This window comes from Stenotrophomonas sp. Steno-C15, from assembly GCF_056393265.1.
In genome coordinates this window covers 86,758-111,702 of record NZ_JBWJPF010000001.1, presented here as the reverse complement: position 1 = coordinate 111,702, position 24,945 = coordinate 86,758, and the positions used below count along the sequence as shown (strand labels likewise).

22 protein-coding genes are annotated in these 24,945 nt (G+C 67.3%); 9 read left to right on the top strand and 13 right to left on the bottom strand.

What is annotated here, in order from left to right; genetic code table 11:
- Positions 1 to 83 precede the first annotated feature (83 nt).
- Genes AC06FB_RS00520 through AC06FB_RS00485 form a run of 8 tightly spaced genes read left to right on the top strand, consistent with a single transcriptional unit; the run spans position 84 to position 7,276 of the window.
- Positions 84 to 1,034 carry an acyl-CoA desaturase gene (locus tag AC06FB_RS00520; protein WP_478053238.1) on the top strand — a complete coding sequence of 317 codons (951 nt, stop codon included), beginning with the start codon at positions 84 to 86 and terminating at the stop codon, positions 1,032 to 1,034.
- A 1-nt stretch (position 1,035) separates the two neighbouring features.
- Positions 1,036 to 2,313 (top strand): NAD(P)/FAD-dependent oxidoreductase, encoded by a 1,278-nt coding sequence (locus AC06FB_RS00515; protein ID WP_277381766.1) that lies wholly within the window; start codon positions 1,036 to 1,038, stop codon positions 2,311 to 2,313.
- On the top strand, positions 2,310 to 3,077 hold the full coding sequence (locus AC06FB_RS00510; protein ID WP_478053237.1) for a DUF1365 domain-containing protein: 768 nt from the start codon (positions 2,310 to 2,312) through the stop codon (positions 3,075 to 3,077). The genes AC06FB_RS00515 and AC06FB_RS00510 overlap by 4 nt, the downstream gene beginning before the upstream one ends.
- A complete protein-coding gene (locus tag AC06FB_RS00505; protein ID WP_180875144.1) occupies positions 3,074 to 4,333 on the top strand; it encodes an SAM-dependent methyltransferase in 1,260 nt (419 codons plus the stop codon). Before AC06FB_RS00510 ends, AC06FB_RS00505 begins: the two co-directional genes overlap by 4 nt.
- Before the next feature lies 1 nt (position 4,334).
- Positions 4,335 to 4,883: a DUF2878 domain-containing protein gene (locus tag AC06FB_RS00500; protein ID WP_478053236.1), complete on the top strand. Its 549-nt coding sequence runs from the start codon at positions 4,335 to 4,337 to the stop codon at positions 4,881 to 4,883.
- The gene (locus tag AC06FB_RS00495) at positions 4,880 to 5,665 is read left to right on the top strand and encodes a DUF1295 domain-containing protein (RefSeq protein WP_478053235.1); all 786 of its coding nucleotides are present in this window, start codon (positions 4,880 to 4,882) and stop codon (positions 5,663 to 5,665) included. The genes AC06FB_RS00500 and AC06FB_RS00495 overlap by 4 nt, the downstream gene beginning before the upstream one ends.
- The gene (locus tag AC06FB_RS00490) at positions 5,662 to 6,735 is read left to right on the top strand and encodes an SAM-dependent methyltransferase (protein ID WP_065175693.1); all 1,074 of its coding nucleotides are present in this window, start codon (positions 5,662 to 5,664) and stop codon (positions 6,733 to 6,735) included. Before AC06FB_RS00495 ends, AC06FB_RS00490 begins: the two co-directional genes overlap by 4 nt.
- A gap of 7 nt (positions 6,736 to 6,742) precedes the next feature.
- A complete protein-coding gene (locus AC06FB_RS00485) occupies positions 6,743 to 7,276 on the top strand; it encodes a lipocalin family protein (RefSeq protein ID WP_065175694.1) in 534 nt (177 codons plus the stop codon).
- Between the two features lie 52 nt (positions 7,277 to 7,328).
- Here AC06FB_RS00485 and AC06FB_RS00480 read toward each other — a convergent pair whose 3' ends face one another.
- From AC06FB_RS00480 to AC06FB_RS00420, 13 genes are all read right to left on the bottom strand, one after another.
- The gene (locus tag AC06FB_RS00480) at positions 7,329 to 8,081 is read right to left on the bottom strand and encodes a SapC family protein (protein ID WP_111186989.1); all 753 of its coding nucleotides are present in this window, start codon (positions 8,079 to 8,081) and stop codon (positions 7,329 to 7,331) included.
- Positions 8,082 to 8,191: 110 nt separating this feature from the next.
- Positions 8,192 to 8,464 (bottom strand): hypothetical protein, encoded by a 273-nt coding sequence (locus tag AC06FB_RS00475; protein ID WP_019659661.1) that lies wholly within the window; start codon positions 8,462 to 8,464, stop codon positions 8,192 to 8,194.
- A gap of 156 nt (positions 8,465 to 8,620) precedes the next feature.
- Positions 8,621 to 10,657, bottom strand: coding sequence for an elongation factor G (gene fusA, locus AC06FB_RS00470; protein WP_277381763.1), 2,037 nt, complete (start codon positions 10,655 to 10,657; stop codon positions 8,621 to 8,623).
- A 370-nt stretch (positions 10,658 to 11,027) separates the two neighbouring features.
- Positions 11,028 to 11,789 (bottom strand): heme ABC transporter ATP-binding protein, encoded by a 762-nt coding sequence (locus tag AC06FB_RS00465; protein WP_368865332.1) that lies wholly within the window; start codon positions 11,787 to 11,789, stop codon positions 11,028 to 11,030.
- Positions 11,786 to 12,829: a FecCD family ABC transporter permease gene (locus AC06FB_RS00460; RefSeq protein WP_478053234.1), complete on the bottom strand. Its 1,044-nt coding sequence runs from the start codon at positions 12,827 to 12,829 to the stop codon at positions 11,786 to 11,788. Before AC06FB_RS00460 ends, AC06FB_RS00465 begins: the two co-directional genes overlap by 4 nt.
- Positions 12,826 to 13,878, bottom strand: coding sequence for a heme/hemin ABC transporter substrate-binding protein (locus AC06FB_RS00455; protein WP_262218073.1), 1,053 nt, complete (start codon positions 13,876 to 13,878; stop codon positions 12,826 to 12,828). The genes AC06FB_RS00460 and AC06FB_RS00455 overlap by 4 nt, the downstream gene beginning before the upstream one ends.
- Positions 13,879 to 13,929: 51 nt before the next feature.
- A complete protein-coding gene (locus tag AC06FB_RS00450) occupies positions 13,930 to 15,318 on the bottom strand; it encodes a YncE family protein (RefSeq protein ID WP_128988579.1) in 1,389 nt (462 codons plus the stop codon).
- A 122-nt stretch (positions 15,319 to 15,440) separates the two neighbouring features.
- Complete coding sequence (locus tag AC06FB_RS00445; RefSeq protein WP_065182201.1) at positions 15,441 to 16,469, bottom strand: alpha/beta hydrolase; 1,029 nt, start codon at positions 16,467 to 16,469, stop codon at positions 15,441 to 15,443.
- A 200-nt stretch (positions 16,470 to 16,669) separates the two neighbouring features.
- On the bottom strand, positions 16,670 to 17,059 hold the full coding sequence (locus AC06FB_RS00440; protein WP_065182200.1) for a DUF805 domain-containing protein: 390 nt from the start codon (positions 17,057 to 17,059) through the stop codon (positions 16,670 to 16,672).
- 81 nt (positions 17,060 to 17,140) lie between these two features.
- Positions 17,141 to 18,418, bottom strand: coding sequence for a replication-associated recombination protein A (locus AC06FB_RS00435; protein WP_227255445.1), 1,278 nt, complete (start codon positions 18,416 to 18,418; stop codon positions 17,141 to 17,143).
- Positions 18,419 to 18,604: 186 nt separating this feature from the next.
- Complete coding sequence (gene lolA / locus AC06FB_RS00430) at positions 18,605 to 19,243, bottom strand: outer membrane lipoprotein periplasmic chaperone LolA (protein ID WP_065182198.1); 639 nt, start codon at positions 19,241 to 19,243, stop codon at positions 18,605 to 18,607.
- 111 nt (positions 19,244 to 19,354) lie between these two features.
- The gene (locus tag AC06FB_RS00425; RefSeq protein WP_065182197.1) at positions 19,355 to 21,298 is read right to left on the bottom strand and encodes a DUF3857 domain-containing protein; all 1,944 of its coding nucleotides are present in this window, start codon (positions 21,296 to 21,298) and stop codon (positions 19,355 to 19,357) included.
- Positions 21,299 to 21,336: 38 nt separating this feature from the next.
- Positions 21,337 to 23,700, bottom strand: a complete 2,364-nt coding sequence (locus tag AC06FB_RS00420) for a DNA translocase FtsK (protein WP_053517949.1) — start codon at positions 23,698 to 23,700, stop codon at positions 21,337 to 21,339.
- A 233-nt stretch (positions 23,701 to 23,933) separates the two neighbouring features.
- Between AC06FB_RS00420 and trxB the strand changes: the two genes are divergently transcribed.
- Positions 23,934 to 24,905 carry a thioredoxin-disulfide reductase gene (trxB, locus tag AC06FB_RS00415; RefSeq protein ID WP_053517948.1) on the top strand — a complete coding sequence of 324 codons (972 nt, stop codon included), beginning with the start codon at positions 23,934 to 23,936 and terminating at the stop codon, positions 24,903 to 24,905.
- Positions 24,906 to 24,945 lie beyond the last annotated feature (40 nt).

Genomic DNA, 24,945 nt, shown 5'->3' with positions numbered 1-24,945 from the left:
GAAGACGAAGAATCTGCAACGAGGCGCATCCATTTCCCGCCCTGCTGCGTAGAGAAACACACGCCTCCCTCGAGATCCGCCCCATGGCTTCCGCAGCGCCCCTCCGCAGCCGACGCGAACGCCTTCTGAGCACCCTCCGGCGCTGGTTCGACGCCGGCACTGCAATGGACACCGACAGTGGGCGTGCGGATCGGATCGACTGGCTGCGCGCGGTGCCATTCGCACTGATGCACCTGGCCTGCCTCGGCGTGATCTGGGTGGGGGTGTCCTGGATCGCCGTGGCCGTGGCAGCTGCGCTCTACGCGATCAGGATGTTTGCGATCACCGCGTTCTATCACCGCTACTTCTCGCATCGAACCTTCCAGGCGCCGCGCTGGGTGCAGTTCGTATTCGCGGTGATCGGCGCTTCCAGCGTGCAGCGCGGCCCGCTGTGGTGGGCCGCGCACCATCGGCATCACCACCGTCACGCCGACCAGCCGCAGGACCCCCATTCCCCACACCAGCGCGGATTCTGGCGCAGTCACATGGGCTGGTTCCTGACCCGCGAGGCGTTCACCACCGACCTTGCCCGGGTGCCTGATCTGGCCCGGTTTCCGGAACTGCGCTGGCTGGACCGCTTCGACATCGCGGTGCCGGCACTGCTGGCGGCAGGCCTTTATGCACTGGGCGAACTGCTCGAACGGGCAGCGCCCGGCCTGCACACGTCCGGGCCGCAGCTTCTGGTCTGGGGCTTCTTCGTTTCCACCGTCGTCCTGTTCCATGCCACGGTCACCATCAACTCGCTGGCGCATCGCTTCGGCCGGCGCCGCTTCGATACCCGTGACGACAGCCGCAACAATCTGTGGCTGGCACTGCTGACCTTCGGCGAGGGTTGGCACAACAATCATCACTTCTTTCCCGGCTCGGTCAGGCAGGGCTTCCGCTGGTGGGAGGTGGACATGACCTGGTACGGGCTGCGCGCAATGGCCGCCCTGCGGCTGGTCAGCGGACTCAAACCCATCCCAGCGTGGGTCCTGGACAAGGCGAGATACTGACATGCGCATCGCAGTCATCGGCTCGGGAATCTCTGGTCTGGCCAGTGCATGGTGGCTGGACGGCGAACATGACGTCACGTTGTTCGAGGCCAACGACTATCTCGGCGGACACACCCACACCCACGACATCGAGCTGGGCGGGACGCGGATGGCTGTGGACACCGGGTTCATCGTGTTCAATCCGCTGCACTATCCGCTGCTGAGCGCGCTGTTCGACGAGCTGGGCGTCACCTCGCAGCCCACCACCATGAGTTTCTCCATGCACAGCGAGCGTTCGGGCGTGGAGTACAACGCCACCTCGCTGGACGGCCTGTTCTGCCAGCGACGCAACCTCGTTTCGCCGCGCTTCTGGGGAATGCTCTCCGACCTGCGGCGCTTCTATCGCGATGCGCCGCTGCTGCTGGCCGAGCGGGAAGGCCCAACGCTGGGCGACTATCTGCGCAGCCAGCGCTATGGCAAGGCCTTCGTCGACGAGCATCTGCTGCCGATGGCGTCGGCGTTGTGGTCGTCGCCGACGGCGACCGTCCTGGACTTCCCCGCACGCTACCTGGCCCAGTTCATGGCCAACCACCAGATGCTGCAGATGACCGGCCGCGCGCCGTGGCGCGTGGTGGAAGGTGGTTCGGCGCGCTACGTGGACGCCCTGCGCCGCCGCTGGCGGGTGCACGAGCGCCTGGAGTGTCCCGTCCTCGCCGTCGAGCGGATGCCCTGGGGCGCGCGCGTGCACAGCGCTGCGGGCGTGGAAGGATTCGATGAAGTGATCCTCGCCTGCCACAGCAACCAGGCGCTGGCACTGCTGGCCGATGCCGATCCGATCGAGCGTGACGTACTCGGTGCCATCCGCTACCAGCCCAACGACGTCGTACTGCACACCGATGCATCCCTGCTGCCCCGCAACCGCAAGGCATGGGCTGCATGGAACGCGCATGTGCCGCGCGATCCCGCCGCTCCCTGCACCGTGAGCTACTGCATGAACCTGCTGCAGGGACTGCCCGGCGACATCCCGCTGGTCGTGACGCTCAACCGCACCGAGGCGATCGACCCACGCCGCATACTGCGTCGTATGAGCTATGCACACCCGGTGCACGATCATGCTGCGGTCCGAGCCCAGCAGCGCTGGGCCGACGTACAGGGCCGCCGCCACACCTGGTTCGCCGGAGCCTATTGGGGGTGGGGTTTCCACGAAGATGGCATCCGCAGTGCCCGTCGCGTCGTCGACGCGATGCGGACCTGTTCGCCGCAGCCACGTCTCATGACGCAGGACGAGGCCGCCGCATGAGCGCCAGCGCCCTCTACTTCGGCCACGTGATACACCGCAGGCACCAGCCGCACGCGCACGCCTTCCGCTACCCGGTCGCGCAGCTGCTGCTTGATCTCGACGAGCTGGACACGATCTTTGCCGGACGATGGCTGTGGTCCTTGAACCGCCGCAATCTGGCGGAGTTCCGGCGCAGCGACTACTTCGGCGACCCCTCGATGCCGCTTCCCGAGGCGGTCCGCCGCCATGTCGCAGGCGTGCGGGGTCATCGCCCGGCGGGCCCCATCCGCCTGCTGACCCATCTGCGCTTCGGCGGGCACGTCTTCAACCCGGTCAGTTTCTATTACTGCTACCAGCCTGACGGCAGCACACTGGACTGCATCGTGGCCGACATCACCAATACGCCCTGGAAAGAGCGCCACGCCTACGTCCTGTCAGTGGCAGAAGCGGCCAGCGAGCCGGGCTCACTGCGCTGGCAGTTCCAGAAACGCTTCCATGTGTCGCCTTTCATGGCGATGGACTGCACCTACGACTGGCGGTTCAGCACGCCCGGCGAGGACCTCAGGGTCCACATGCAGGTTCTGCAGGAGGGCGTGCGCCAGTTCGACGCCACGCAGCACATGCAGCGACGACCGCTGGACGGGCGCGGCCTGGCGAAGGTGCTCACCCTGTATCCCTTGATGACCGTGCAGGTCGTTGCGGCGATTCACTGGCATGCGCTGCAGTTGTGGCTCAAGCGCAACCCGGTCCATGACCACCCCTCACTTGCCGGAAAACCGCGATGAACGAGATGACTCCATCGGCAGCCATGCCCCGGGCCGGCGCGCTCGACGCATACCTGCGCCAACGCCTGCTGTCCCAGCTTGCGCCGCTGCGCGAAGGCCAGCTGCGGGTACGGGATGCCCTCGGCGAAACACTGCTGGGTGACGCAGCGGGGGAACTGCATGTCACTGTGACCATCGATGACCCGGCGTTCTACCGCAAAGTCGCCGCACAAGGCAGCGTAGGCGCAGGCGAGAGCTACATCCATGGCGACTGGCAATGCGACGACCTGGTTGCGCTGGTACGCCTGCTGGTGCGCAACCGCGATCTGCTGGACGGCATGGAACGTGGCCCGGCACGCATCGGCGGCTGGCTGCTGCGCGGCTGGAACCGGCTGCGCCGCAACAGCCGCGAAGGCAGCCGGCGCAACATCGCGGCTCACTACGATCTCGGCAACGACTTCTTCGCCCTGTTCCTGTCAACGGACCTGATGTATTCATCGGCACTGTTCGCCAGCGAGCAGGACACGCTCGAGGACGCCTCGCGGCGCAAGCTCGATCGCATCTGCCAGCAGCTGCGCCTGGCACCCGGAGACCGGGTGGTCGAGATCGGCACGGGCTGGGGCGGATTCGCACTGCATGCCGCGCAGCATTACGGCTGCCATGTCACTACCACCACGATCTCCGCCGAGCAGCATGCGCTGGCCACGGCACGGGTGCGCGCCGCGGGTCTGGAGGATCGCATCACCCTGCTGATGAAGGACTATCGCGACCTCGACGGGCAGTACGACAAGCTGGTCTCGATCGAGATGATCGAAGCGATCGGCGCCCAGTATCTGGACACCTACATGGCCACCCTGCAACGGCTGCTCAAGCCGGACGGGCTGGCCCTGCTGCAGGCGATCACCATTGAAGACCACCGCTATGAGCAGGCGCGCCGAAGCGTGGACTACATCAAACGCCACGTGTTCCCCGGCAGCTTCATCCCTTCCATCAACGCGATCATGGCCGCCAAGACCCGTGCCAGCGATCTGCAGCTGCTGGCGCAGCAGGACTTCGGCCATTCCTATGCCCTCACGCTGCGGGCGTGGCGCCAGCGATTCCTCGCACAGCTTCCCGCAGTGCATGCGCAGGGGTTCGACGCGCGGTTCTGCCGTCTGTGGGAGTTCTACCTGGCCTACTGCGAGGGCGGCTTCCTGGAACGTTCGATCGGCGTTTCACACCTGCTGCTGGCACGCCCCGGCCATCGGGGCAGCGCGCACGCCACGGGCGCACACTGACATGCGCCGCACCTGGCTCAATCTGCTCGGCAACCAGGCGGTCTGGCTGTGCGCGGTCGCTGGCGCCGGGCGCGGGCTGCAATGGCCAGCACTGCTGGCCGCCACACTGTTCGTGGCCAGCCAGCTCAGCACCAGTCCCCTGCCCCGGGTCGAGCTCCGCCTGCTGGTCCTGGCCCTGGCCTGTGCGTGGTTGGTCGATGGCGCCGCTGCCGCCGCGGGCGTGGTGCGTTATGCCGCTGCGCCCCTGGGCTGGGTGCCACCGCCCTGGATCCTCGCACTCTGGGCGTCCTTCGCGATGACGATCAATGCATCGATGGCCTTCCTGCAGCGGAACACGGCGCTCCCCGTGTGCTTTGGCCTGCTGCTTGCCCCGCTGGCGTACCTGTCCGCCAGCCGCGGCTTCGACGCCGTGCAGCTTTCGCCCCCGGCCTGGAAAGGCCTGCTGACGCTGGGTATCGGCTGGAGCATCGCCCTGCCACTGCTGTGTATCGCTGCGCGTCGCTGGTCGAGCCCCCCCATCCGCCCACCGTTTGCCGGAGCCCAACCATGAACGCCCTGCTCTGGGTTGCCCTGTATGCCCTGCTCATCATGGCCTGGGGATGGGCATGGCAACGCCGTCACCGCAACATCGGCATCGTCGATGTGCTGTGGGCGAAGGGCGTCGCTGCGTCAGCGCTGATACTGGCCCTGCTCGGTGACGGCGCCGCGCTGCCGCGTGTGGCCCTTGCGGTGCTGGGCGGCCTGTGGGGCGGCCGACTCGCGCTGCACCTGTGGGGCCGCGTGCGGCGCGAGGCCGAGGACGGGCGTTACCGATACCTGCGAGATCACTGGCAGAGCCACCAGGGCAAGATCTTCGGCTTCTTCATCGCCCAGGCGCTGCTGATCGTGCTGTTCTCCCTGCCATTCGTGGCCGTCGCCAGCAACGACTCGCCCGCCGCGGCGGGCTGGGTTGCCGCCGCTGCCGCAGTCTGGCTGTTGAGCGTCGGCGTCGAGACGCTGGCCGACCATCAGCTCGCACGGTTCCGCGCCGACCCGGCCAACAAGGGGCGCACCTGCCGCACCGGCCTCTGGCGGTACTCGCGGCACCCCAACTACTTCTTCGAATGGCTGCACTGGTTCACCTACGTCCTGCTCGCGGTCGGCTCGCCATTGGGCTGGCTTGCCTGGACAGGACCGGTGCTGATGTACCTGTTCCTGCGCTATCTCAGCGGCATTCCCTTCACCGAGAAGCAGGCGTTGCGCAGCCGTGGTGAGGACTACCGCGACTACCAGCGCAGCACGCCGATGTTCTTCCCGTGGTTCCCGCGTTCGTCCAAGGAGCACCTGCCATGACAGTCGCCACATCGCTCGCAACGCCTGCCGATCCGGAAACCGGGCTGATCGCCTGGGCCGAGCGCGGCCTCATTCCGGATGTGGCCCTGCGCTCCGGTATCCGCCGGCTGTGCGCCCAACGCCTCCAGGAAGAGAGTGCCGGGGGCATCGAGGCGCAGTCCGCGCGCTTCAACCAGTGCCTTGAGCAGTTGGCCGGCAGCCCGGTCGCGCTTCATGTCGATGCCGCCAACCGGCAACACTATGAAGTCCCCGCCGCATTCTTCCAGGCCTGCCTGGGCAAGCGCCTGAAATACAGCAGCTGCTACTACCCGAGCGGTCGCGAGACCCTGGACGAAGCCGAAGTCGCCATGCTCGAGCTCTACGGCGAGCGTGCCAGCCTGGCTGACGGGCAGCACATCCTTGAACTGGGGTGTGGCTGGGGCTCGCTGACCCTGTGGATGGCCGAGCGCTTCCCGGGCGCGCGCATCACGGCGGTGTCCAATTCGCACAGCCAGCGCCAGCACATCCTTGAACAGTGCAGGCTGCGCGGGCTGGGCAATGTCGAGGTGATCACCTGCGATGTCAACCGGCTGGAGCTGCCCGCCGGCCGTTTCGACCGCTGCGTTTCGGTGGAGATGTTCGAGCACGTCCGCAACCATGCGCAGCTGATGTCACGCATCGCGCAGTGGCTGAAGCCAGACGGCGCGCTGTTCGTGCACATCTTCGCCCACCGCACCCTGATGTACCCCTTTGAAACCGAAGGCGGCGACAACTGGATGGGGCGGCACTTCTTCACGGGTGGGCTGATGCCCGCTGCCGACACTCTGCTGCACTTCCAGCAGGACCTGCGCCTGCAGCGGCGCTGGCTGCTGGATGGCACGCATTACCAGCGTACGGCTGACCACTGGCTGGCGAACCAGGATGCCGCGCGTGAACGCATCATGCCGATCCTGGAGGCAACCTATGGCAGGCCGGCGGCAAGGCAATGGTGGAACCGCTGGCGCATGTTCTGGATGGCCTGCGCCGAGTTGTTCGGCTACGACAACGGCCAGCAGTGGCTGGTTGCCCATTACCTGTTCCGGCCACGTTGAGGTCACCATGCGCCCCCTTCCGCTGCTCTCGTTCCTGGCGATCGCCCTGTTCGGCACCGGCTGCAGTTCAAGTGACCTGCGCCCTCTGCCGCGACCGCAGGCGGTCGACGTTCCCCGCTTCATGGGCGACTGGTACGTCATCGCCCATATCCCTTCCTGGCCGGAACGCGAAGCGTTTGACGCCATTGAAAGCTACGCGCCGCGGCCGGACGGCCGCATCCAGACCACCTTCACGTATCGCAAGGGCAGTTTCGACGCACCACAGCGATCGATGCACCCGATCGGCAGGGTCGAGAAGGAAGGCAACGGCGCCATCTGGGGCATGCAGTTCGTATGGCCCATTCAGGCCGAGTACGTCATTGCCTGGATCGATAGCGACTACCAGCAGACCATCGTGGCGCGTAGCAAGCGCGACTACGTGTGGTACATGGCGCGCACCCCGCAGGTCTCTGCGGAGGACTATGCGCAGGCGGTAAAACGCATCGCCGCGATGGGATATGACACCCGCGAGCTGCGGCGCGTTCCGCAGTCACTGCGCTGACGTCCCGCACGGACCGGGCCCCGCTGCGCGGGAGCCCGGCCCTTCAGCCCGCTCAGGCTGCCAGGCGTTCGACCTGGCGACGGGTCAGGTCGTTGAAGCGGCCCAGCGACATCAGGTGCTGGTGGATCAGGGCCAGCCAGCCGCTGCGGTGCCATTCGATCACGGTTTCCTCGGGCAGCGCGACGAACTTCTCGACGTCGACCACCTGGAAGCCGTTGAGGTTGAACTCCTGACCGTTCGGAGCGCGTACGGTCGCATTGCGCTCGACCAGCAGCCCCTTTTCGATGAGCGCCTTGGAGAAGGCCTGGGTCTGTTCGTGCTCGCGGGTGTACTGCCCGCAGAACTCCAGCGCCTGCTGCACCATGTCGGTGGCCTTGCCGTCGGCGAACAGCGCCTGGCCTTCCTCGCCTCCCTTGACCACGCGCGGGCTCGCTTCATCGATGCCGAGCAGGAAATCATTGTCCGCGCCCGTGTCGATGAAGATGAAGGGGTGGCGACGCAGATAGGCCGGAATGTAGGCCTCGTCTTCCCACAGCCCGTCCTTGATGAACAGGTTCTCGTTGGTCACGCCGACGGCGGCCATCGGAACGGCGCCCGGGCCGGCGAACAGGATCGGGAAATGATGCAGTGCCAGCGAGAACTCGCCGAGCACCAGCGGAATGGCGTTGTTGCCGGCGGCGAAATCAAGCTTGCCCGGCAGGATGCGCAGGTCGGCGTGCACATCAGCCTGCAGCGGCACCGGACGGGTGTAGAACAGGGGGGTGCCGGCCTGCGCCGCTTCGGTGGTGGTGTCGCTGGTGGTCATCGTAGGAACCGTTTCATCATGCGCGCCTGCCATCCCGGGCGCGCCAGCGGGAACAACCTGAATCCCGCATTATCAACAAGCCGGGTGACGACCACCACCCCGGCACTGACTTATTTCAGCTGCAGCGGATAGCGCTGCCACAGGACGTGGACAAGGAAGCCCGCCAGTTCGGTGTCGCGCGCACTGACCGCGGCGCGGATCTTGTCCAGCAGGACCATGTCACTGCAGGAGCGCACATCGGCGTGGTTGGCCTGGCCCGACCTGCGTGCGCGGTAACGCGCGGCGCGCTGCGCATCGCTCATCGCGTACCCGAATTTGGGCGGACGACCGCGCTTGCGCGGCAGGGTCAGCTCCAGGGTTCCGGGGTCTTTGTCATCACGCATGAGTGGGGGCAGACAGCGGCAAGCAACGACGGGTGCGCAATTTATCGTGAGGCATCACTTTAATCCAGCCTTTTCTACACTTTTGTTGCACTGCAATGCGCCCTGCTGCCGCTCGCCGGCAGCAAGAGGGGCCCGCGAACGGGCCCCTTGCACACTTCAGGCAGCGCGTACCGGCTCGTAACCGTGCAGGTGCGCTTCACTGCTGGCGCGCCCCTGGCTGAGCGAGCGCAACGCAGTGGTGTAGCCCACCAGTTGCGCCAGCGGTGCAAAGCCGCTCACTTCGGCACGGCCCTCCTGGTCCTCGATGCGCGCGACGCGACCGTGGCGACGGTTGAGGTCGCCGACCACGTCGCCCACCGACGCCGAGGGCGAATGCACCGTTACCGCCATCACCGGCTCCAGCACCTGCGTGCCGGCACTGGCCAGCGCGGCCCTGACGGCCTCACTGCCGGCCCGGTGGAACGCCATGTCCGAGGAATCCTTGGCATGGGTCTGGCCGTCCACCAGGGTCACTTCGATGCCCACGACCGGATGCCCATGCGGTCCTTCCGACAGCGCCGCACGCACACCCTTCTCCACCGCTGCGATGAAACCACGGGGGATCACGCCTCCCACGATGCGATCGTTGAACACCACCTGGTCGTCCTCACGCGGCGCCACGTCCAGCACCACATGGGCGAACTGGCCCTGGCCACCGCTCTGCTTGACGACCCTGCCGACCACGCCGGAGACCGCGCGCAACGGCGTTTCCTGGTAGGCAACGCGCGGCGAACCGATGCCGACATCGACCTTCCATTCGCTGCGCAGGCGCTCGACCATCACCTCCAGGTGCAGTTCGCCCATGCCCCATACCAGCGTTTCGCCGCTCTCGCGATCAGTCTCCACGCGGAATGACGGATCCTCCTGGGCGAGGCTGGCCAGCCCCTGCGCCATGCGGATCAGGTCCGCTGCACGCGCAGGTTCCAGGCGCCACGCCAGCACCGGCGCCTGTGCCTGGATGCTCTCCAGGCGCAACGGCTGATCGCGTGCGCTCAGCGTTTCACCGCTGACTGCATCCTTCCAGCCCAGCACCGCGACGATGTCACCGGCCACGGCCTGCTCGATGTCATGGGTCTGGTCTGCCTGCACCCGCACCAGGCGGCTCACGCGCCGACCCTGCGGATGCTGCGAGCTGGCCACAGCGTCGCCTGCCTTCAGCGTTCCCGAATACAGCCTCACGAAGCTCAGCGCACCGTGCTGCTGATGGGTGATCTTGAACAGCAGGCCCGCCAGCGGACCCTCCGGATCCGGCGGCAGCAGCACGTCGCCGGCCTCGCCTTCGGCAGTGACGGCAGGCCGATCCAACGGCGAAGGCAGGTAATCGACCACCGCATCCAGCAGCGCCTCGATGCCTTTGTCCTTGAACGCCGCACCCGCAAGCACCGGCACGCCCGCACCGGCCAGCGTCGCCCGCCGGAGTGCCGCGCGCAGCAGTTCCGCATCGATCACCCGGCCTTCCAGCCACGCATCGGCCAGACCCTCGTCATGGTCGGCCACGGCCTCCACCAGCGCGTCGCGCCGCGGTTGCCACTGGCTGCGTGCAGCGTCATCCCACGGCGTGATGGTCACCACGCCGCCGTCGCGCCACTGCAGCACGCGCTCATCCACCAGATCGACCCAGCCGCTGAAGTCGCTTTCGCTGCCCAGCGGCACACCCAGCGCCCACGGCCGCGCCTGCAGCTTGTCCCGCAGCTGCTCCAGCACGCGCTCGAACGAGGCGCCGACACGATCCATCTTGTTGACGAAGGCGATCAACGGCACCCGGTGCCGGCGCGCCTGGCGCCACACCGTTTCCGACTGCGGCTGCACGCCATCCACGGCAGAGAACACCGCGACGGCACCGTCGAGCACCCGCAGCGAACGCTCGACTTCAATGGCGAAATCGATGTGGCCCGGTGTGTCGATCAGGGTCAGCCGATGCGGCGGCAGATCGCGCGGCGCCCACTGCGCCTGCACGGCTGCTGCGCCGATGGTGATGCCACGCTCGCGCTCGATCGCCGAGAAATCGGTGGTGGCGTTGCCGTCATGGACCTCACCGACGCGGTGGATCTCGCCGCTCTTCCACAGCAGTCGTTCGGTGAGCGTGGTCTTGCCGGCGTCGATGTGGGCAATGATGCCGAGGTTGCGACGACGGGAAAGGATCTGGGTGTTCATGTGATGGGTTCCTGCAAGCCAACTTCGGGGGCCGCGCACCCCCGTTGGCGACAGGGTGCGCGGCTAGCGTTCGGTCTCGGCGATCTGGTGCATGGCACGTTCTCCTTGCGGTGCAGCGGGTGGATGAAAGGGACTGCGGAAACGAAAAGAGCGCCCCGGAGGGCGCTCTGTGGATGGTCCAACGGTGGCCGATTCAGCGGCCCCGTCGAGCTCCAGGCAGACACGCCCGTTCCGCGCTTGCGCGGGTCAGGGTGAAAAACTTCAGGAGCGGCATCCGGTTCATGGGGCGCATTCTAGACCTGCCAATCTGGCGCGCAAGTGCTGATTGCGCGCACCAGTGGAACGATGAGGATTCCTTTCGCCGCCCGGATCAGGTGACCACCACCAGCGGCACGCCCCGCTTCGGATGCTCCAGTACGACCACGTCCTGCTGATAGACGCGTTGCAGCGTCTCCACGGTCAACACCTGCGCGGGTGAGCCGTCGGCGGCCACCCTGCCCTGTTCCAGCAGCACGATGCGGTCGGCATGGCCGGCGGCCAGATTCAGGTCGTGCAGCACCACGATCACGCAGGCCCCGGCCTCGGCACAGGCACGCACGCTGCGCAGCGTACGCTCCTGGTGGCGCAGATCCAGCGCAGCGGTCGGCTCGTCGAGAAGCAGCAGCGGCGTATCCTGCGCCAGCACGCGCGCGAACGTGGTCCGGGCCGACTCGCCACCGGACAACTGCTGCACCTCGCGCAGGCGCAGCGCCTGCAGTTCGGTCGCGTCGATCGCGGCCTCCACCTGCGTGTCATCGCGTACGGGATCGGGCGGGTGTGGCAGGCGCCCCATCGCCACCACCTCCTCCACGCTGAAGGCGAAGCGCACGCCGTGCTCCTGCGGCATCACCGCGCGCTCGCGCGCCAATGGACCGGCCTTGTAGCCGGCCAGCGGCCTGCCAAGCAGGCTCACCTCACCCGCATCGGCATGCAGATCGCCTGCAGCGACTGCCAGCAGCGTCGATTTGCCAGCGCCGTTGGGCCCCACCAAGGCAGTGACCGTCGCCGGCTCGAACGCCAGGTTGATGCCGTGCAGGATCTCGCGCTGCCCGCGTCGCACCACGACGTCGCGCAGATGAAGCAGGGCCGTCATGGGGCTGCCTTGCGGCGCTGCTGCAGCACCAGCCAGAGGAAGAACGGTGCACCCAGTGCAGCCGAGAACAGACCGAGTGGAATCTCCGCCGGCGGGTCGAGCGTGCGCGCGGCCGTATCGGCCACCACGATCAGCAGCGCCCCCAGCAGGCCGGAAAGGGGCAGCAACCAGCGGTGCCCCGGCCCCACCAGCATGCGCGCCACGTGTGGCACCACCAGGCCGACAAAGCTGATCGAACCGGCAAACGCGACGGCCGCACCCACCAGCAGGGCACTGAACGCCACCAGCCGGCGGCGGGTCCGTGCCACGTCCAGGCCCAGATGCTGGGCCTGGCGTTCCCCCAGCGCCAGCATGTCCAGTGGCGTTGCCAGGCGCTGCAGCGCGAACACGCCGATGGCGAACAACGGCACCACGGCGGCGACATCACTCCAGCTGGCGCGGGCCAGCGAACCCATCTGCCAGAACACCAGCGACTGCAGTTCGCTCTCGCTGGCGATGTAGGTCAGGAAACCGATCAGCGCCGAGCAGAACGCCGCCATGGCGATGCCGACCAGCAACAGCGTGGCATTGCCACTGCCCTTGCCCGGCCGGGCAAGCGCGTAGGTCAGGCCGATCGCCAGCGCACCGCCGGCAAACGCGGCCACCGGCACCAACCAGCCGGCCGCACCTGCAGCACCGAGCACGATGGCGGCGACCGCGCCCAGCGCGGCGCCCTGGCTGACGCCGACAATGCCCGGGTCCGCCAACGGATTGCCGAACAGGCCCTGCAGGCTGGCACCGGCCATCGCCAGCGATGCCCCCACCACCGCGCCCAACAGGGCGCGCGGGATGCGCAGCTGCCAGACCACCGCCAGGTCGCGGCTGCTCACCGCCTGCGGATCGAGCAGCCCCATCTTCACCGCCAGCGCCTGCAGCACCTCCAGCGGTGGCAAGCGCAGTGGCCCGACCGCAAACGAGGCCAGAATGGCGGCCAGCAGTGCCAGCATCGCCACCATCAACGTCGTCCGCCCGCGACGACGGCGCCGGTCCGCCGGACTCATGCCTTCGGCAGCGCCGCCAGCGCCCGCGCCAGCGCCAGTGCGCCAGCCCCGGAACCTACGCTGGTGTACTTGAGCTGCACATCCGGCATCACCCAGACCCGGTTGGCCTGCCCGGCCGGTGTCTGCTTCAGCGTCGGGTACGACTTCCACAGGCCCTCGGCACCGCCGAACAGCTGCAGATCGTGCTCGGTCACCAGAATCACCTCCGGTGCCGCGGCGACCACGCCCTCATTGCTCAGCTGCGAGTAGTTCTTCACTCCCGCTTCGGTGCCGATGTTGACGCCGCCGGCCAGCGCGATCAGTTGCGCCGATGCGCTGTCGGCGCCCGCAACGGTCGGTGCGCCACCGGCACCGGTGGCCGACACATGGATCACACGCGGCGCATGGCCCAGGCCCCGGCCGATCGCTGCGGCCTCATCCAGCTGACGCTGCACCTGCGTGGCAAGCGTCTGCCCTGCTTCGGCCAGCCCGAGTGCGGCGGCGACCTTGCGCACCTTGTCCGGCGCCGGCTGCAGATCGTCGATGACCACCGCCGGCTCCCCCACCTCGCGCAGCTTCTTCGCCAGCTCGGTGTGGCGGCGCAGGCTGTTGCCCAGGAACAGCGAACCCCGCAGGCTCAGCACACCCTCCACACCCGTGGTGCGGTTGAACAGGAACTGGTGCGGCGCAGCCCGGCCAGCCTCGGTGGTGGTGTTGGTCGGGGCGGCAAATACCTGCTTGCCCAGCCCCAGCGCCTCGATCACCGCGATGACGTCGTCGCCACCGGCGATGATCCGGCGGGTGTCGGTCACCGCGATATCGGCGCCGTCATCGGAATGCACCTTGGCCGGCAGCACGGCCTTCTGGTCATGCACGGCCGGCATCTCGGCACCGGCCACGCGTTTCCAGCCTGCCGGCAACGCGGTGTCCGCGGCGGCCGCCATTGCCGCCGGCGGCGGTTCGGAAGGCTTCTTGGCATCGGAGGGAGCCGACGAGCCGCCACAGGCAGCCAGTGCCAGCGAAACAGCCAACGGAAGTGCGCACAGGCGCAGACGGGGCACGATGTTCATGGACGTTCTCCTTGCTGGCAGGGCGACGCGCGCGCCGCCCTGCCGTCTGACTTACTGCTTCGGGGTGATGCGGGTGATGCGGTCACCCTTCGGGTCTTCAGCGCCGCGCGACTTGTTCACCGCGAACACGTTGCCCTTGCCATCGGCACGGACGTGGTTCGGCAAAGTGCCGCCGTCGAGGTTGGCGACCACCTTGCCCTCGCGGTCGACCACGGTCACGGTGCCGGCGCCACGGTTGCTGACATAGGCCAGGCCGGATGCATCATCGAAGGCGACGTTCAGCGCACCCGCGCCCACCGGCACATCGTGCAGCACCTTGCCGGCTGCGACGTCGACGATCAGCAGGTTGTCGGTGCCCTGCGACGCCACGTACAACCGGTTGCGCGCCGCGTCGAACGCCACGCCCGACGCGCTGATCGAGTTGCCCAGATCGATCACCTTCTCGACCTCACCGCTGGCCACGTCGATCACCGCCGCCTCCGGCGTGCCGATGCTGACGGTGAACAGCTTGCCGCCCTTCTCGTCCAGCACCAGGCTCATCGGCGTGAACTTGCCGTCATCCACGCCCGATTCAAGCGTCACCGCGGGCAGCTCCTTGAACGTCTTCGCATCGAATACCGACAGGTGATCCTCACCGGTGGCCGAGGCAAACACCTTGCCGCGGGTACCATCGATCACCACGTCGCGCGCATGCGGCACCGCATCGACCGGGAACTGGTGCACCAGCGACAGATCCTTCTGGCGATAGACGGCCACGCTGTTCTGACGGGTATTGGTCACCCACACGTTGCCGTTGGCATCATCCACGCCCACGCCGTACACCGCATAGACCGCGCCGTTGGTACTGCCCGGCACCTGCGCCGGCGTGATCGCCTTGCTGACCTTCAGCGACGCCGGGTCGATCTTCAGCAGCTGCGACTGGGTCACCGGCGGCCGGCCGACCGCGGAGGTCACGAACAGCGCATTGCTGGCGGCGCTGTAGGCGGACTGGTACAGGCCCGGCACCAGCTTGTTGGACTGGGTGGTGAACTGCGCCTGGCCCGACAGCGGCAGCTGCGGCGAGACGCGCAGCTTCAGCACCGTCGCGGCGGCCGGCTGGCTCGCCCGCACCACGACCGGATGGGTGCCCGGCACGGCATCGGCGGGAATGGCCAGCTGGGTCTTGAAGTTGCCATCGGCATCAACCACCACCGGCTGGGCGTTCAACACGCTGTCGCCGCGCAGCAGGCTGACCTTCTGGCCCGGCACGAAGCCGCGACCGACCACATCGGCGGTGCTGCCCGGCACCACATTGTCGCCGCGCGAGACCACCTGGCCCTTGAACGTGGCGTTGGCCGGTTGATCGAATACCGGCTGCGCGGTGGCCGCGACGGCCAGCAGCAGGCCGGTGGCCAGAGTGGTGAAGCGAAGCGAAGGACGAAGGGAGGAACGGAACGACATGACAGGCTCCTTGCACACGTAGGCCGCGCCACGTGGCGCGGGATTCATCGGTTGCCTGGGCCGCTGCACGCGGGCAGCCTCGCCTGGGTAGTGGGGTCGCACGGCACGCCGCGCGAAGGGATTCATTCGCTGGACGGCCCATCCGTTGCACTGGCGCCATCGCCTGCACTGCGATCGGTCACCCCGTACAGCTCATGCAGCGCCGCGTGGAAGGACGCCGGCAGCATCGGGCCATGGCCCAGGCCAGGAAACTCGCGGTACTGCACGCTCAGCCCCGGCACCCGGCGCAGCCGCTCGGACAACTGCATCGCCGCGTCAGGCGTGGCGCCGCCGATGCGGCGCAGGTGCGCGACCACCCGCGGGTTGTTCAGGTCACGCTTGCCGCGGTCGCCGACGCGCTCGGCGCCTCCCAGCATCAACCAGACCCTGGCCGGCTGCCCGTGCACGTTCTGCACGAACTGCTGTTCGGGATCGCCCAGCGCCGCGCCCTGCGCCCACCACAGTGACGGACTGGCGGCGAGATAGGCCTGGAACGCGGCCGGCCGGGTGTACAGCGCGTTGAGCACGAACAGGCCACCGAGCGAGTGCCCCCACAGCGCCTGCTGCCCGGTGTCGACGCGGGCGCGACGCTCCACCTCGGGCTTGATGCGGCGTTCGATCACATCAAGGAACGCCGCAGCGCCCCCGCCGACCGCCTGGGTTGCGCCGCTCTCATCGTCGGCGCGGTCGATCCATGCCGTGTAGTCACGGGTCCGCGCCTTCGAGTCGATGCGCAGATCATTGTCGTAGCCGATCAGCACCAGCACCGGAGGCGCCTTGAGTGCTGCAAGTTCAGCCAGCAGCGGCTGGTCGAGCACCATCGCCACCGCATTGCCGTCCAGCGCGTACAGCACCGGCGAAGGTGCACTGGAGGCGCGGACCGGAATCGCCAGATTCACCCGCCAGCGGCGCTGCGTGTCGGCACTGTCGATCACGAAATGCTCGAAGCGATAGCTGGCGGCCGGCTCATCCAGCACGGTGTGGCCGATCTTCTGCAGCGGATTGCGCTGCTGCGCGTACGCATACGGGGTAGCCAGGAGCAGACCCATCATCAGGACGGCAAGGCCGCGGGCCAGCGGACCACGGTGCGGAGGCAGGACGAAATGCTTCATCGGCGGGCGACGTCAGCGGCCTGGGCCGCTGTTTCACAAGGGACCGCAGTCTACCTTAAACGCGAATGATTATCACAACGATCAAACGTCACACTGTGTATCACGCGCGCGATACCGCGGCGTCATGGGACGCACCATCATTGTTCCCGCCAAGGCGGGAAGGCCGATCCAGGACCGGGCGCTGCCCGGCGGGTGCCGCGTCAAGGGCCCGCAGGCACGGGGCCGTACGGGTTTTCCTGCGGCGTGCCGGGCAGCAGAGCGAACACCAGGATCACCAGGCCGCCCATCGGCACCAATGCCAGAAGATAGAGCCAGCCGGACTGGTTGCAGTCATGCAGACGGCGCACGGTGACGGCGATCAGCGGCACGATCGTCGCCAGCCACATCAGGCCCAGCAGCACCATCGTGCCGATCAGGATGGCGCTCAGTGCATCCGGACTGGAGCGCATGAGGATCGCCAGCACGCCGGCCAGCAGCGACACCGCCGTGGCCACCAGAAACAGGAACAGCTGGAACATCCAGTATTCGCGGCGATTGGCCCGACCCTCGAACTGGGCGTAGCGCTTCAACGCCAGAGTCATGTCCTGCATGAACGTCATCCTTGAGAAGTGAACCGGGGATTCTCTCGAATCAGCGTGGACCCGACAATCGGATTGGTTGCATAACGGCGATCAACGCCGCTTCGCCGCCCGCGCCGCCTCGCGCTCGGCGCGCAACCGGTCGAGCTTTTCCTTCAGCTTGATCTCCAGTCCGCGCGGCACCGGGTTGTAGTACACGCGCTCGCCCATCGCATCGGGGAAGCCGGTCTGATCCAGGGCGATCCCGCCTTCCGCATCGTGGTCATACTGGTACTCGGCACCGTAGCCCAGTTCCTTCATCAGCTTGGTCGGCGCGTTGCGCAGGTGCAGCGGCACCTCTTCGGTACCGCTCTGGCGCACGTCGGCCTTGGCCTGGTTGAACGCCGCGTAGCCTGCATTCGACTTGGCGGTGCTGGCCAGGTACAGCACCAGCTGGGCGAACGCGAGCTCGCCTTCGGGGCTGCCCAGCCGTTCGTAGATGTCCCACGCTTCCAGCGCCATGCTCTGTGCTCGCGGATCGGCCAGGCCGATGTCCTCGATCGCCATGCGGGTCAGCCGGCGCGCCAGGTACGACGGATCACAGCCGCCGTCGAGCATGCGGGTCAGCCAGTACAGCGCCGCATCGGGATTGGAACTGCGCACCGACTTGTGCAACGCCGAGATCTGGTCGTAGAACTGCTCGCCACCCTTGTCGAAACGGCGGGTACGGTCGGCCAGCACCTGGGTGAGCGTCTGCGGGGTGATGTGCCCGCCCTCGCCCCCCGCCAGTTCGGCAGCGATTTCCAGCAGGGTCAATGCGCGGCGCACGTCGCCATCGGCAGCGGTGGCGATCTCCAGCAGCAGCTCGGGCGCAACCTCGATGGACTCCTGGCCCAGGCCGCGCTCGCGATCGCCCAGCGCCCGCTGCAGTGCCTCGACGATGTCGGTGGGCGAGACCGCCTCCAGCACGTGCACACGGCAGCGTGACAGCAACGCCGAGTTCAACTCGAAGGACGGGTTCTCGGTCGTGGCACCCACGAACAGGATGGTGCCGCGCTCGATATGCGGCAGGAACGCGTCCTGCTGCGCCTTGTTGAAGCGATGCACCTCATCGACGAACAGCACGGTACGCCGGCCTTCGGCGAAACGCTGCGCCGCTTCTGCCAGGACCTGGCGCACCTCCGGCAGGCCGGACAGCACGGCGGAGATGGCGCGGAACTCGGCATCGGAATACTCGGCCAGCAGCAGCGACAACGTGGTCTTGCCACAGCCCGGCGGGCCCCACAGGATCATCGAATGCACCCGACCGGACTCGACCGCCCGGCGCAGTGCGCTGTCCGGAGCGAGCAGGCGCTTCTGCCCGACCATTTCATCGAGCGTCTGCGGACGCATGCGCTCGGCGAGCGGGCGCAGATGATCCCGATCGACACTCAGCAGATCGGGGCCGGGGAAGGAAGTGGAGCGTTGTCTTGGCACCCGCTTATTGTACCGCGCCCCCCGCCGGTCGCGCCGGGCCATGCCCGGCGGATCGGCGAAATGCGCACATCGGTAGCGCCGGGCCATGCCCGGCGTCACCCATCAGTTGCCGATGACGTCGGTGCCGGCCGGCGGGCTGAAGCGGAAGGTCGAGGCCGCGAAGGTCGGGTTGCGCTTCCAGCCGCTGAAATTGATCACGGTGCGCTGGCCGACCGCGTCGGTGATCTCCATCCTCGCCAGCCCCTGGGCGTTGAAGCCTAGTGCGGCGTACTGGAAGCTGGCCTCGGTATCGCGCTTCGGCGACAGCGACAGCCACTGCAGGCCATCCCGTTGTGCCGCCTCCTCGCTGAGGTCGTACTGCTGCTCCAGCAGCGCTGGGTTGATCAGCGCGGTCAATGGGCTGTTCTGCTCTTCCTTGCCCTGCTCGCGCACGGTGGCCTGCTCCAGGTCCGGCTCGTACATCCAGACCTTCTTGCCGTCGGCCACGATCAGCTGTTCATGCGGCCGCACGTACTCCCACCGGAACAGGCGCGGGGCCGACAGGGCCACGCGGCCGCTGGTCGACTCCTTGACCTTGCCGCGGCTGTCGAACACCTGCTGGCTGAACTGGCCATCCAGGCCCTTCAGGCCGCTGGTGAAGTTCTTCAGGTCATCGCGGGCACCCGCCCACGCGCTGCCCGCGGCGGCGCAGGCCATGGCGAGAGTGCTGGCGGCAAGAATACGGCGGAGGCGGACGTTCATGCGGGAATCCTGTGGGCGCGGGCGCAAGGAAAGGTGGATGTCAGTGTGCCCGGGCAAAGATGAATGGGCGATCAGGGCGACATTATGCCGCCCCGCACGTCCACCGGCGATTCAGTTGGCAGGCGCAGGCAGCCTTCCATACAGAACCTGTCCGCGGAAGCCGCGGCGCACTTCGCGATACAGCGCGCGGAACGCGGTGTAGTCCTGGGGCTGGCACAGTGCCTCCGGTCCACGCACGGCATTCTGCTGCAGGCGATGGTGGACGATCACCTCCTGGCCCTGCCGGCTCCAGTCCACCCGGTACTCGCCCGCGGCATTGGCAAAACGCTGGCTGGCCGGAACGGCGATGATCGGCGCGTTGGCCGGGAACTGCAGGCGATAGGTTTCTTCACGCAGGCTCGCGTTGCAGTAGAACGGCGTCTCGTTGGCCGGTGCAGACGCGGTAGCGTACAGCCCGCGCACCGACTCGCCGCCTGGCGGATCCGGCACCGCCATGCCCCCGGCCACGCTGAAGTCCACGTAGTCTTCCGCCTGGAAGGCCATGCGGTAGCCGAACGGCCGGGTCAGATCGACCGGGACGCCCTGCAGCTGCAGCTGGCCGCGGCCATCAAAACCGGACGCCGCCATGATCGACTCCTCGGCGCGCGCCCGATTCTGCGCATTGAGCTGGGCGAACTGTGCGCGCATGCCGATCTCCGCATTCTCGCCCAGCTGCGGAATCGTCTCGCCACGCAGATTGCCGTTGGCATCGAACGTGAAGCGCACCTCCATCGAGGTTGCGTTGCGCTGCGGACCATTGGCCGGCGTGCGTGCCAGGCTCGCGTCGGCCGTGCGCATCACCGGCGCGCCCAGGTCGCCCTCGGGCAACTGGCCGAAGCGCGCCCAGGCGGTGGTCGAATCCAGGTACAGATCGAACTCGGGAATGTAGGTGATGGCGTGGTTGAAGCGCCCCAGCACCGGAATCTTCGGCAGCGTCGGCCCGCCACCGGCGCCGATCAGCACCGGCGAACTGGCAATTCCCTTGGCGGCCAGCAGGGCTTCCAGCAGGGTCACATGGTCCTTGCAGTCCCCATAGTGGTTGTCGAGGATGCTCTGCGCGCTGTTGGGCTCCAGCCCGCCATTGCCCAGGTACACCGCGACGTAGCGGATGTTCTGAGCGACCCAGCGGTACAGCGCATCGGCCTGCGAGCGACGGTCGCCGATGCCTGCGGTGACCTGGTCGGCCAGCGCCTGGATCTCCGCCGTGACCTGCGCGGCGGGACCGGCCTTGAGCTGGTACGCCCGGCCCATCTGCGCCCAGTCACGATAGGTGCTGGCCATGATGTTCGGGCCGAACTCCCAGCCGGCGGCCGACCAGTTCTGCGCCTGCATCGCCTCGCGGCGCTGGTAGCGCCAGCGCCACTGCGCCTGGCCGTTCCTCACCACCGGGCGATCGCTGCCCTGCACGCCGCGACTGTCGACGAACATCGGCAGGTTGGCCGGTGCGCTCAGCGTCACCTCGGCATCCTCGTATTCGGTGAACACATTGAAGGTCTCCCACAGGCCGAAGTAGCCCGGGAAGTACGGCGTGGCCTGGGTGCGGCGCACCTGGTAATACAGGCGCGTGCCCGGCGCCAGGTTCGGGAACACGATCACCCGCACCTTGCGGTCGGCGTACATCGCTGCCGAGGCGCTGGAATAGCTTTCCTGGGTGTAGATGCGATCTGCCGGAACGTCACGGCGCTGGCCATCGGCGGTGATGGTGTAGGCGTCGAGCACCTCCAGCGTCTCCATCTTCTCGCTGTAGCTCAGCCGCACCTGGCTGAACTGCTCGACCGAGGCCTTGGTCTTGAGCAGGACCTCGTAGGTCTCGGTCTGCACATTGCCTGCGTCGGGCCGCACCTGGTAGTCGGCGCGATAGCGGACGATGCTGAAGTTGTTGCTGGCTTCGGTATCGCCGCTGGTGGAAGGCGGCGCCGTAGCGGGCGCGGGGGTGGCGGTCTCCGCCAGGGCCGGGCTGGCGGCCATCAGGCCAGCCAGCGCCAGCGCCAGCGCGCGTGGTACGGGATGAAGCATTCGTCGGATCCTTGGACGTCGTGGGGGTACGTCGGGCCTTACTTCGGCGGCGGCGGTGCCAGCACCGTCCGGTCGCCATTGTGCTCGGGCGCACTGACAACGCCGGCCGCTTCCATGGCCTCGATCAGTCGCGCCGCACGGTTGTAGCCGATCTTCAGCCGGCGCTGCACGCCAGAAATCGACGCGCGGCGGGTCTCCGTGACCACCCTCAGCGCCTCGTCATACAGCGGATCCGACTCGTCGCCGCCGGCACTGGTTTCCGGCAGGCCGGTGGCACCCACCACCACGCCGTCCCCCAGGGTCTGAACCTCGTCCAGCACGCCCTCGATGTAATCGGCCGGACCCATCGCCTTGAGATGCTCGACCACGCGATGCACTTCATCGTCGGAGACGAACGCGCCGTGCACACGCTCGGGCATGGCGGTGCCCGGAGGCAGGTACAGCATGTCGCCGTGACCCAGCAGCGTCTCCGCGCCGGACTGGTCGAGAATGGTGCGCGAGTCGATCTTCGAGCTCACCTGGAACGCGATGCGGGTGGGAATGTTGGCCTTGATCAGGCCGGTGATCACATCCACCGACGGACGCTGGGTGGCCAGGATCAGGTGGATGCCGGCTGCACGTGCCTTCTGTGCCAGACGTGCGATCAGTTCTTCGACCTTCTTGCCGACGATCATCATCATGTCGGCGAATTCGTCGATGAAGATGACGATGAACGGCAGCGTCTCCAGCGGGCGCGGCGCCTCGCCCAGCTCCGGGTTCGGCTTGAACAACGGGTCCATCAGCGGCTGGCCGGCGTCCTCGGCGTCCTTCACCTTCTTGTTGAAGCCGGCCAGGTTGCGCACGCCCACCGCGCTCATCAGCTTGTAGCGGCGCTCCATCTCCGCCACGCACCAGCGCAGGCCGTTGGCGGCCTCCTTCATGTCGGTGACCACAGGCGCGAGCAGATGCGGGATGCCCTGGTAGACGCTCAGTTCGAGCATCTTCGGGTCGATCATCAGCATCCGCAGATCTTTCGGCGAGCCCTTGTACAGCAGGCTCAGTACCATCGCATTGACGGCCACGGACTTGCCCGAGCCGGTGGTACCGGCCACCAGCAGGTGTGGCATGCGCGCCAGATCGGCCACGGTGGGGCGGCCGGCGATGTCCTTGCCCAGCGCCAGGGTCAGCACGCTGGAGGCCTTGTCGTACTCCTTCGAGCGCAGCAGCTCGGACAGGAAGATCATCTCGCGGGTGACGTTGGGAATCTCCAGGCCGATCACCGACTTGCCGGGAATCACATCGACCACGCGCACCGACTTGACCGACAGGCCGCGGGCGATGTCCTTGTCCAGCGAGCTGATCTGGCTGACCTTGATGCCCGGCGCCGGCTCGATCTCGAAGCGGGTGATGACCGGGCCCGGATAGGCGCCGACCACCTGCGCATCGATGCGGAAATCCTTCAGTTTGAACTCGATCTGCCGCGACAGGGTCTCCAGCGTCTCCTCGTCGTAGCCCTTGGGCTGCGGCTTGGGATCATCCAGCAGGGCCAGCGGCGGCAGGTCCGAACCATCGCCGTTGACGCCGCGGAACATCGGTATCTGGTTGTCACGCTTGGCCCGGTCGCTCTTCTCGATCACCGGTTCCGGGCGCGGTTCAATCTTCACCGGCTCGCGCTTGGCGCGCACCTCGGCGTCCGCCTTGCGGACTTCCTGGCGCTCCTCGCGCAGGGCACGGGTCTGCTTCCACTCGGTCGCCTGTTCCTTCTTGCGCTCCAGCAGCGGCGCCAGCGACATCACCCCACGGCCGATCTTCTCCATCACCGTGAACCACGACAGGCCGGTGGCCAGGGTGATCGAGGCCAGCAGCAGCACCAGCACGAACAGGTTCGCGCCCAGCGCTCCGAACCCGACGGTCAGCGAGTTGCCCACCAGCTTGCCAAGGATGCCGCCCGCACTGGACACATCACCATTGAACAGGCGCACATGCAGGAAGCCGGTGCCGGCGATCAGGAAGCCGACCAGACCGACCAGGCGCAGGGCCGGATCGAGGTCGTTCTCGCCCTTGCTTTCCCGCTTGAGGCCGAACATGGCGATCCAGGCCAGTGCGCCGAGCACCACCGGCAGCAGGAACGCGATGTAGCCGAACAACTGCAGCAGCACGTCGGCGATCCAGGCACCGGCGCGGCCGCCCATGTTGTGCACCGGCGCGACCACGCTGCCGGTATGCGACCAGCCGGGGTCCGACGCCGAGTAGGTGAACAGACTTGCCGCCAGGTACAGCAGGGCCGGCGCGATCGCGATCAGGCCCAGGTCGCGCCAGAGGCGCTGGCGGCGGGGGTTGTCGGTCGTCGCCGCCGCCGCGGCCGTGCGACGTGACGCCTTGCTGTCGTCGGACTTGGAGCGTTCGGGGACCTGCTTCGCCACCTTAGACCATACCTTTGGAATGCGCTGTTAGTGATTGATAATAAATGAGACGGCGTCAGTTTTCAGTTATGCGACGCTGCGAGGCGCCCTCCGGGGCCGGAAACCGTCGATGGGCGACGGCGTTCTGTTCATCGGCTTGAATCGCCCTGCCCCAGCCGCCACTCTATGACCTGCCATGGATGCTGCGCAAACATCGCCAGCGCCTTGTCCCACTTACCTTTTCGCGAGTTTACATGAGCACCAGCCTGCCCTCCCGCCACCAACGGCTTGTCATCCTCGGTTCCGGCCCGGCCGGCTGGACCGCTGCGGTCTACGCCGCCCGCGCCAACCTGAAGCCGGTCGTCATCACCGGCCTGCAGCAGGGCGGTCAGCTGATGACCACGACCGAGGTCGACAACTGGCCGGGTGACGCCCATGGCCTGATGGGCCCGGACCTGATGGCGCGCATGCAGGCTCACGCCGAGCGCTTCGAGACCGAGGTCATCTTCGACCACATCCACACCGCCGACCTGTCCCAGCGCCCGTTCCGGCTGATCGGCGACAGTCACGAATACACCTGTGACGCCCTGATCATCGCCACCGGCGCCACCGCCAAGTACCTGGGCATCCCGACCGAAGAGGCCTTCAAGGGCCGCGGCGTGTCCGCCTGCGCCACCTGCGACGGGTTCTTCTACCGTGACCAGGACGTGGTCGTGGTCGGCGGTGGCAACACTGCGGTGGAAGAGGCCCTGTACCTGTCCAACATCGCCCGCAAGGTCTACCTGGTCCACCGCCGCGACACCCTCAAGGCGGAGAAGATCATGCAGGACAAGCTGTTCGCCAAGGTCGCGGCCGGCAAGATCGAAACCGTCTGGCACCACCAGGTCGAGGAAGTGCTGGGCAACGATGCCGGCGTGACCGGTGTGCGCGTGAAGTCCACCCTGGACGGCAGCACCCGCGACATCGACGCGCACGGCTTCTTCGTGGCCATCGGTCATCACCCGAACACCACCTTGTTCGATGGCCAGCTGGCGATGAACAACGGCTACCTGGAAATCCGCTCGGGCCTGGGCGGCAACGCCACCCAGACCTCGGTGGAAGGCGTGTTCGCCGCGGGCGACGTGGCCGACCAGCACTATCGGCAGGCCATCACCTCCGCCGGCTTCGGCTGCATGGCCGCACTGGATGCCGAGCGCTATCTGGATGCACAGGGCAAGGCCGGCTGAAGATTGCTCCACGCCATGACTGATCCTGGGGGCCGGCGCG

Bases quoted from the DNA above. Each gene is read 5' to 3' on its own strand.
- AC06FB_RS00520 (WP_478053238.1), top strand. From the start codon at position 84: ATGGCTTCCGCAGCGCCCCTCCGCAGCCGACGCGAACGCCTTCTGAGC.
- AC06FB_RS00515 (WP_277381766.1), top strand. From the start codon at position 1,036: ATGCGCATCGCAGTCATCGGCTCGGGAATCTCTGGTCTGGCCAGTGCA.
- AC06FB_RS00510 (WP_478053237.1), top strand. From the start codon at position 2,310: ATGAGCGCCAGCGCCCTCTACTTCGGCCACGTGATACACCGCAGGCAC.
- AC06FB_RS00505 (WP_180875144.1), top strand. From the start codon at position 3,074: ATGAACGAGATGACTCCATCGGCAGCCATGCCCCGGGCCGGCGCGCTC.
- AC06FB_RS00500 (WP_478053236.1), top strand. From the start codon at position 4,335: ATGCGCCGCACCTGGCTCAATCTGCTCGGCAACCAGGCGGTCTGGCTG.
- AC06FB_RS00495 (WP_478053235.1), top strand. From the start codon at position 4,880: ATGAACGCCCTGCTCTGGGTTGCCCTGTATGCCCTGCTCATCATGGCC.
- AC06FB_RS00490 (WP_065175693.1), top strand. From the start codon at position 5,662: ATGACAGTCGCCACATCGCTCGCAACGCCTGCCGATCCGGAAACCGGG.
- AC06FB_RS00485 (WP_065175694.1), top strand. From the start codon at position 6,743: ATGCGCCCCCTTCCGCTGCTCTCGTTCCTGGCGATCGCCCTGTTCGGC.
- AC06FB_RS00480 (WP_111186989.1), bottom strand. From the start codon at position 8,081: ATGACCACCAGCGACACCACCACCGAAGCGGCGCAGGCCGGCACCCCC.
- AC06FB_RS00475 (WP_019659661.1), bottom strand. From the start codon at position 8,464: ATGCGTGATGACAAAGACCCCGGAACCCTGGAGCTGACCCTGCCGCGC.
- fusA (WP_277381763.1), bottom strand. From the start codon at position 10,657: ATGAACACCCAGATCCTTTCCCGTCGTCGCAACCTCGGCATCATTGCC.
- AC06FB_RS00465 (WP_368865332.1), bottom strand. From the start codon at position 11,789: ATGACGGCCCTGCTTCATCTGCGCGACGTCGTGGTGCGACGCGGGCAG.
- AC06FB_RS00460 (WP_478053234.1), bottom strand. From the start codon at position 12,829: ATGAGTCCGGCGGACCGGCGCCGTCGTCGCGGGCGGACGACGTTGATG.
- AC06FB_RS00455 (WP_262218073.1), bottom strand. From the start codon at position 13,878: ATGAACATCGTGCCCCGTCTGCGCCTGTGCGCACTTCCGTTGGCTGTT.
- AC06FB_RS00450 (WP_128988579.1), bottom strand. From the start codon at position 15,318: ATGTCGTTCCGTTCCTCCCTTCGTCCTTCGCTTCGCTTCACCACTCTG.
- AC06FB_RS00445 (WP_065182201.1), bottom strand. From the start codon at position 16,469: ATGAAGCATTTCGTCCTGCCTCCGCACCGTGGTCCGCTGGCCCGCGGC.
- AC06FB_RS00440 (WP_065182200.1), bottom strand. From the start codon at position 17,059: ATGCAGGACATGACTCTGGCGTTGAAGCGCTACGCCCAGTTCGAGGGT.
- AC06FB_RS00435 (WP_227255445.1), bottom strand. From the start codon at position 18,418: ATGCGTCCGCAGACGCTCGATGAAATGGTCGGGCAGAAGCGCCTGCTC.
- lolA (WP_065182198.1), bottom strand. From the start codon at position 19,243: ATGAACGTCCGCCTCCGCCGTATTCTTGCCGCCAGCACTCTCGCCATG.
- AC06FB_RS00425 (WP_065182197.1), bottom strand. From the start codon at position 21,298: ATGCTTCATCCCGTACCACGCGCGCTGGCGCTGGCGCTGGCTGGCCTG.
- trxB (WP_053517948.1), top strand. From the start codon at position 23,934: ATGAGCACCAGCCTGCCCTCCCGCCACCAACGGCTTGTCATCCTCGGT.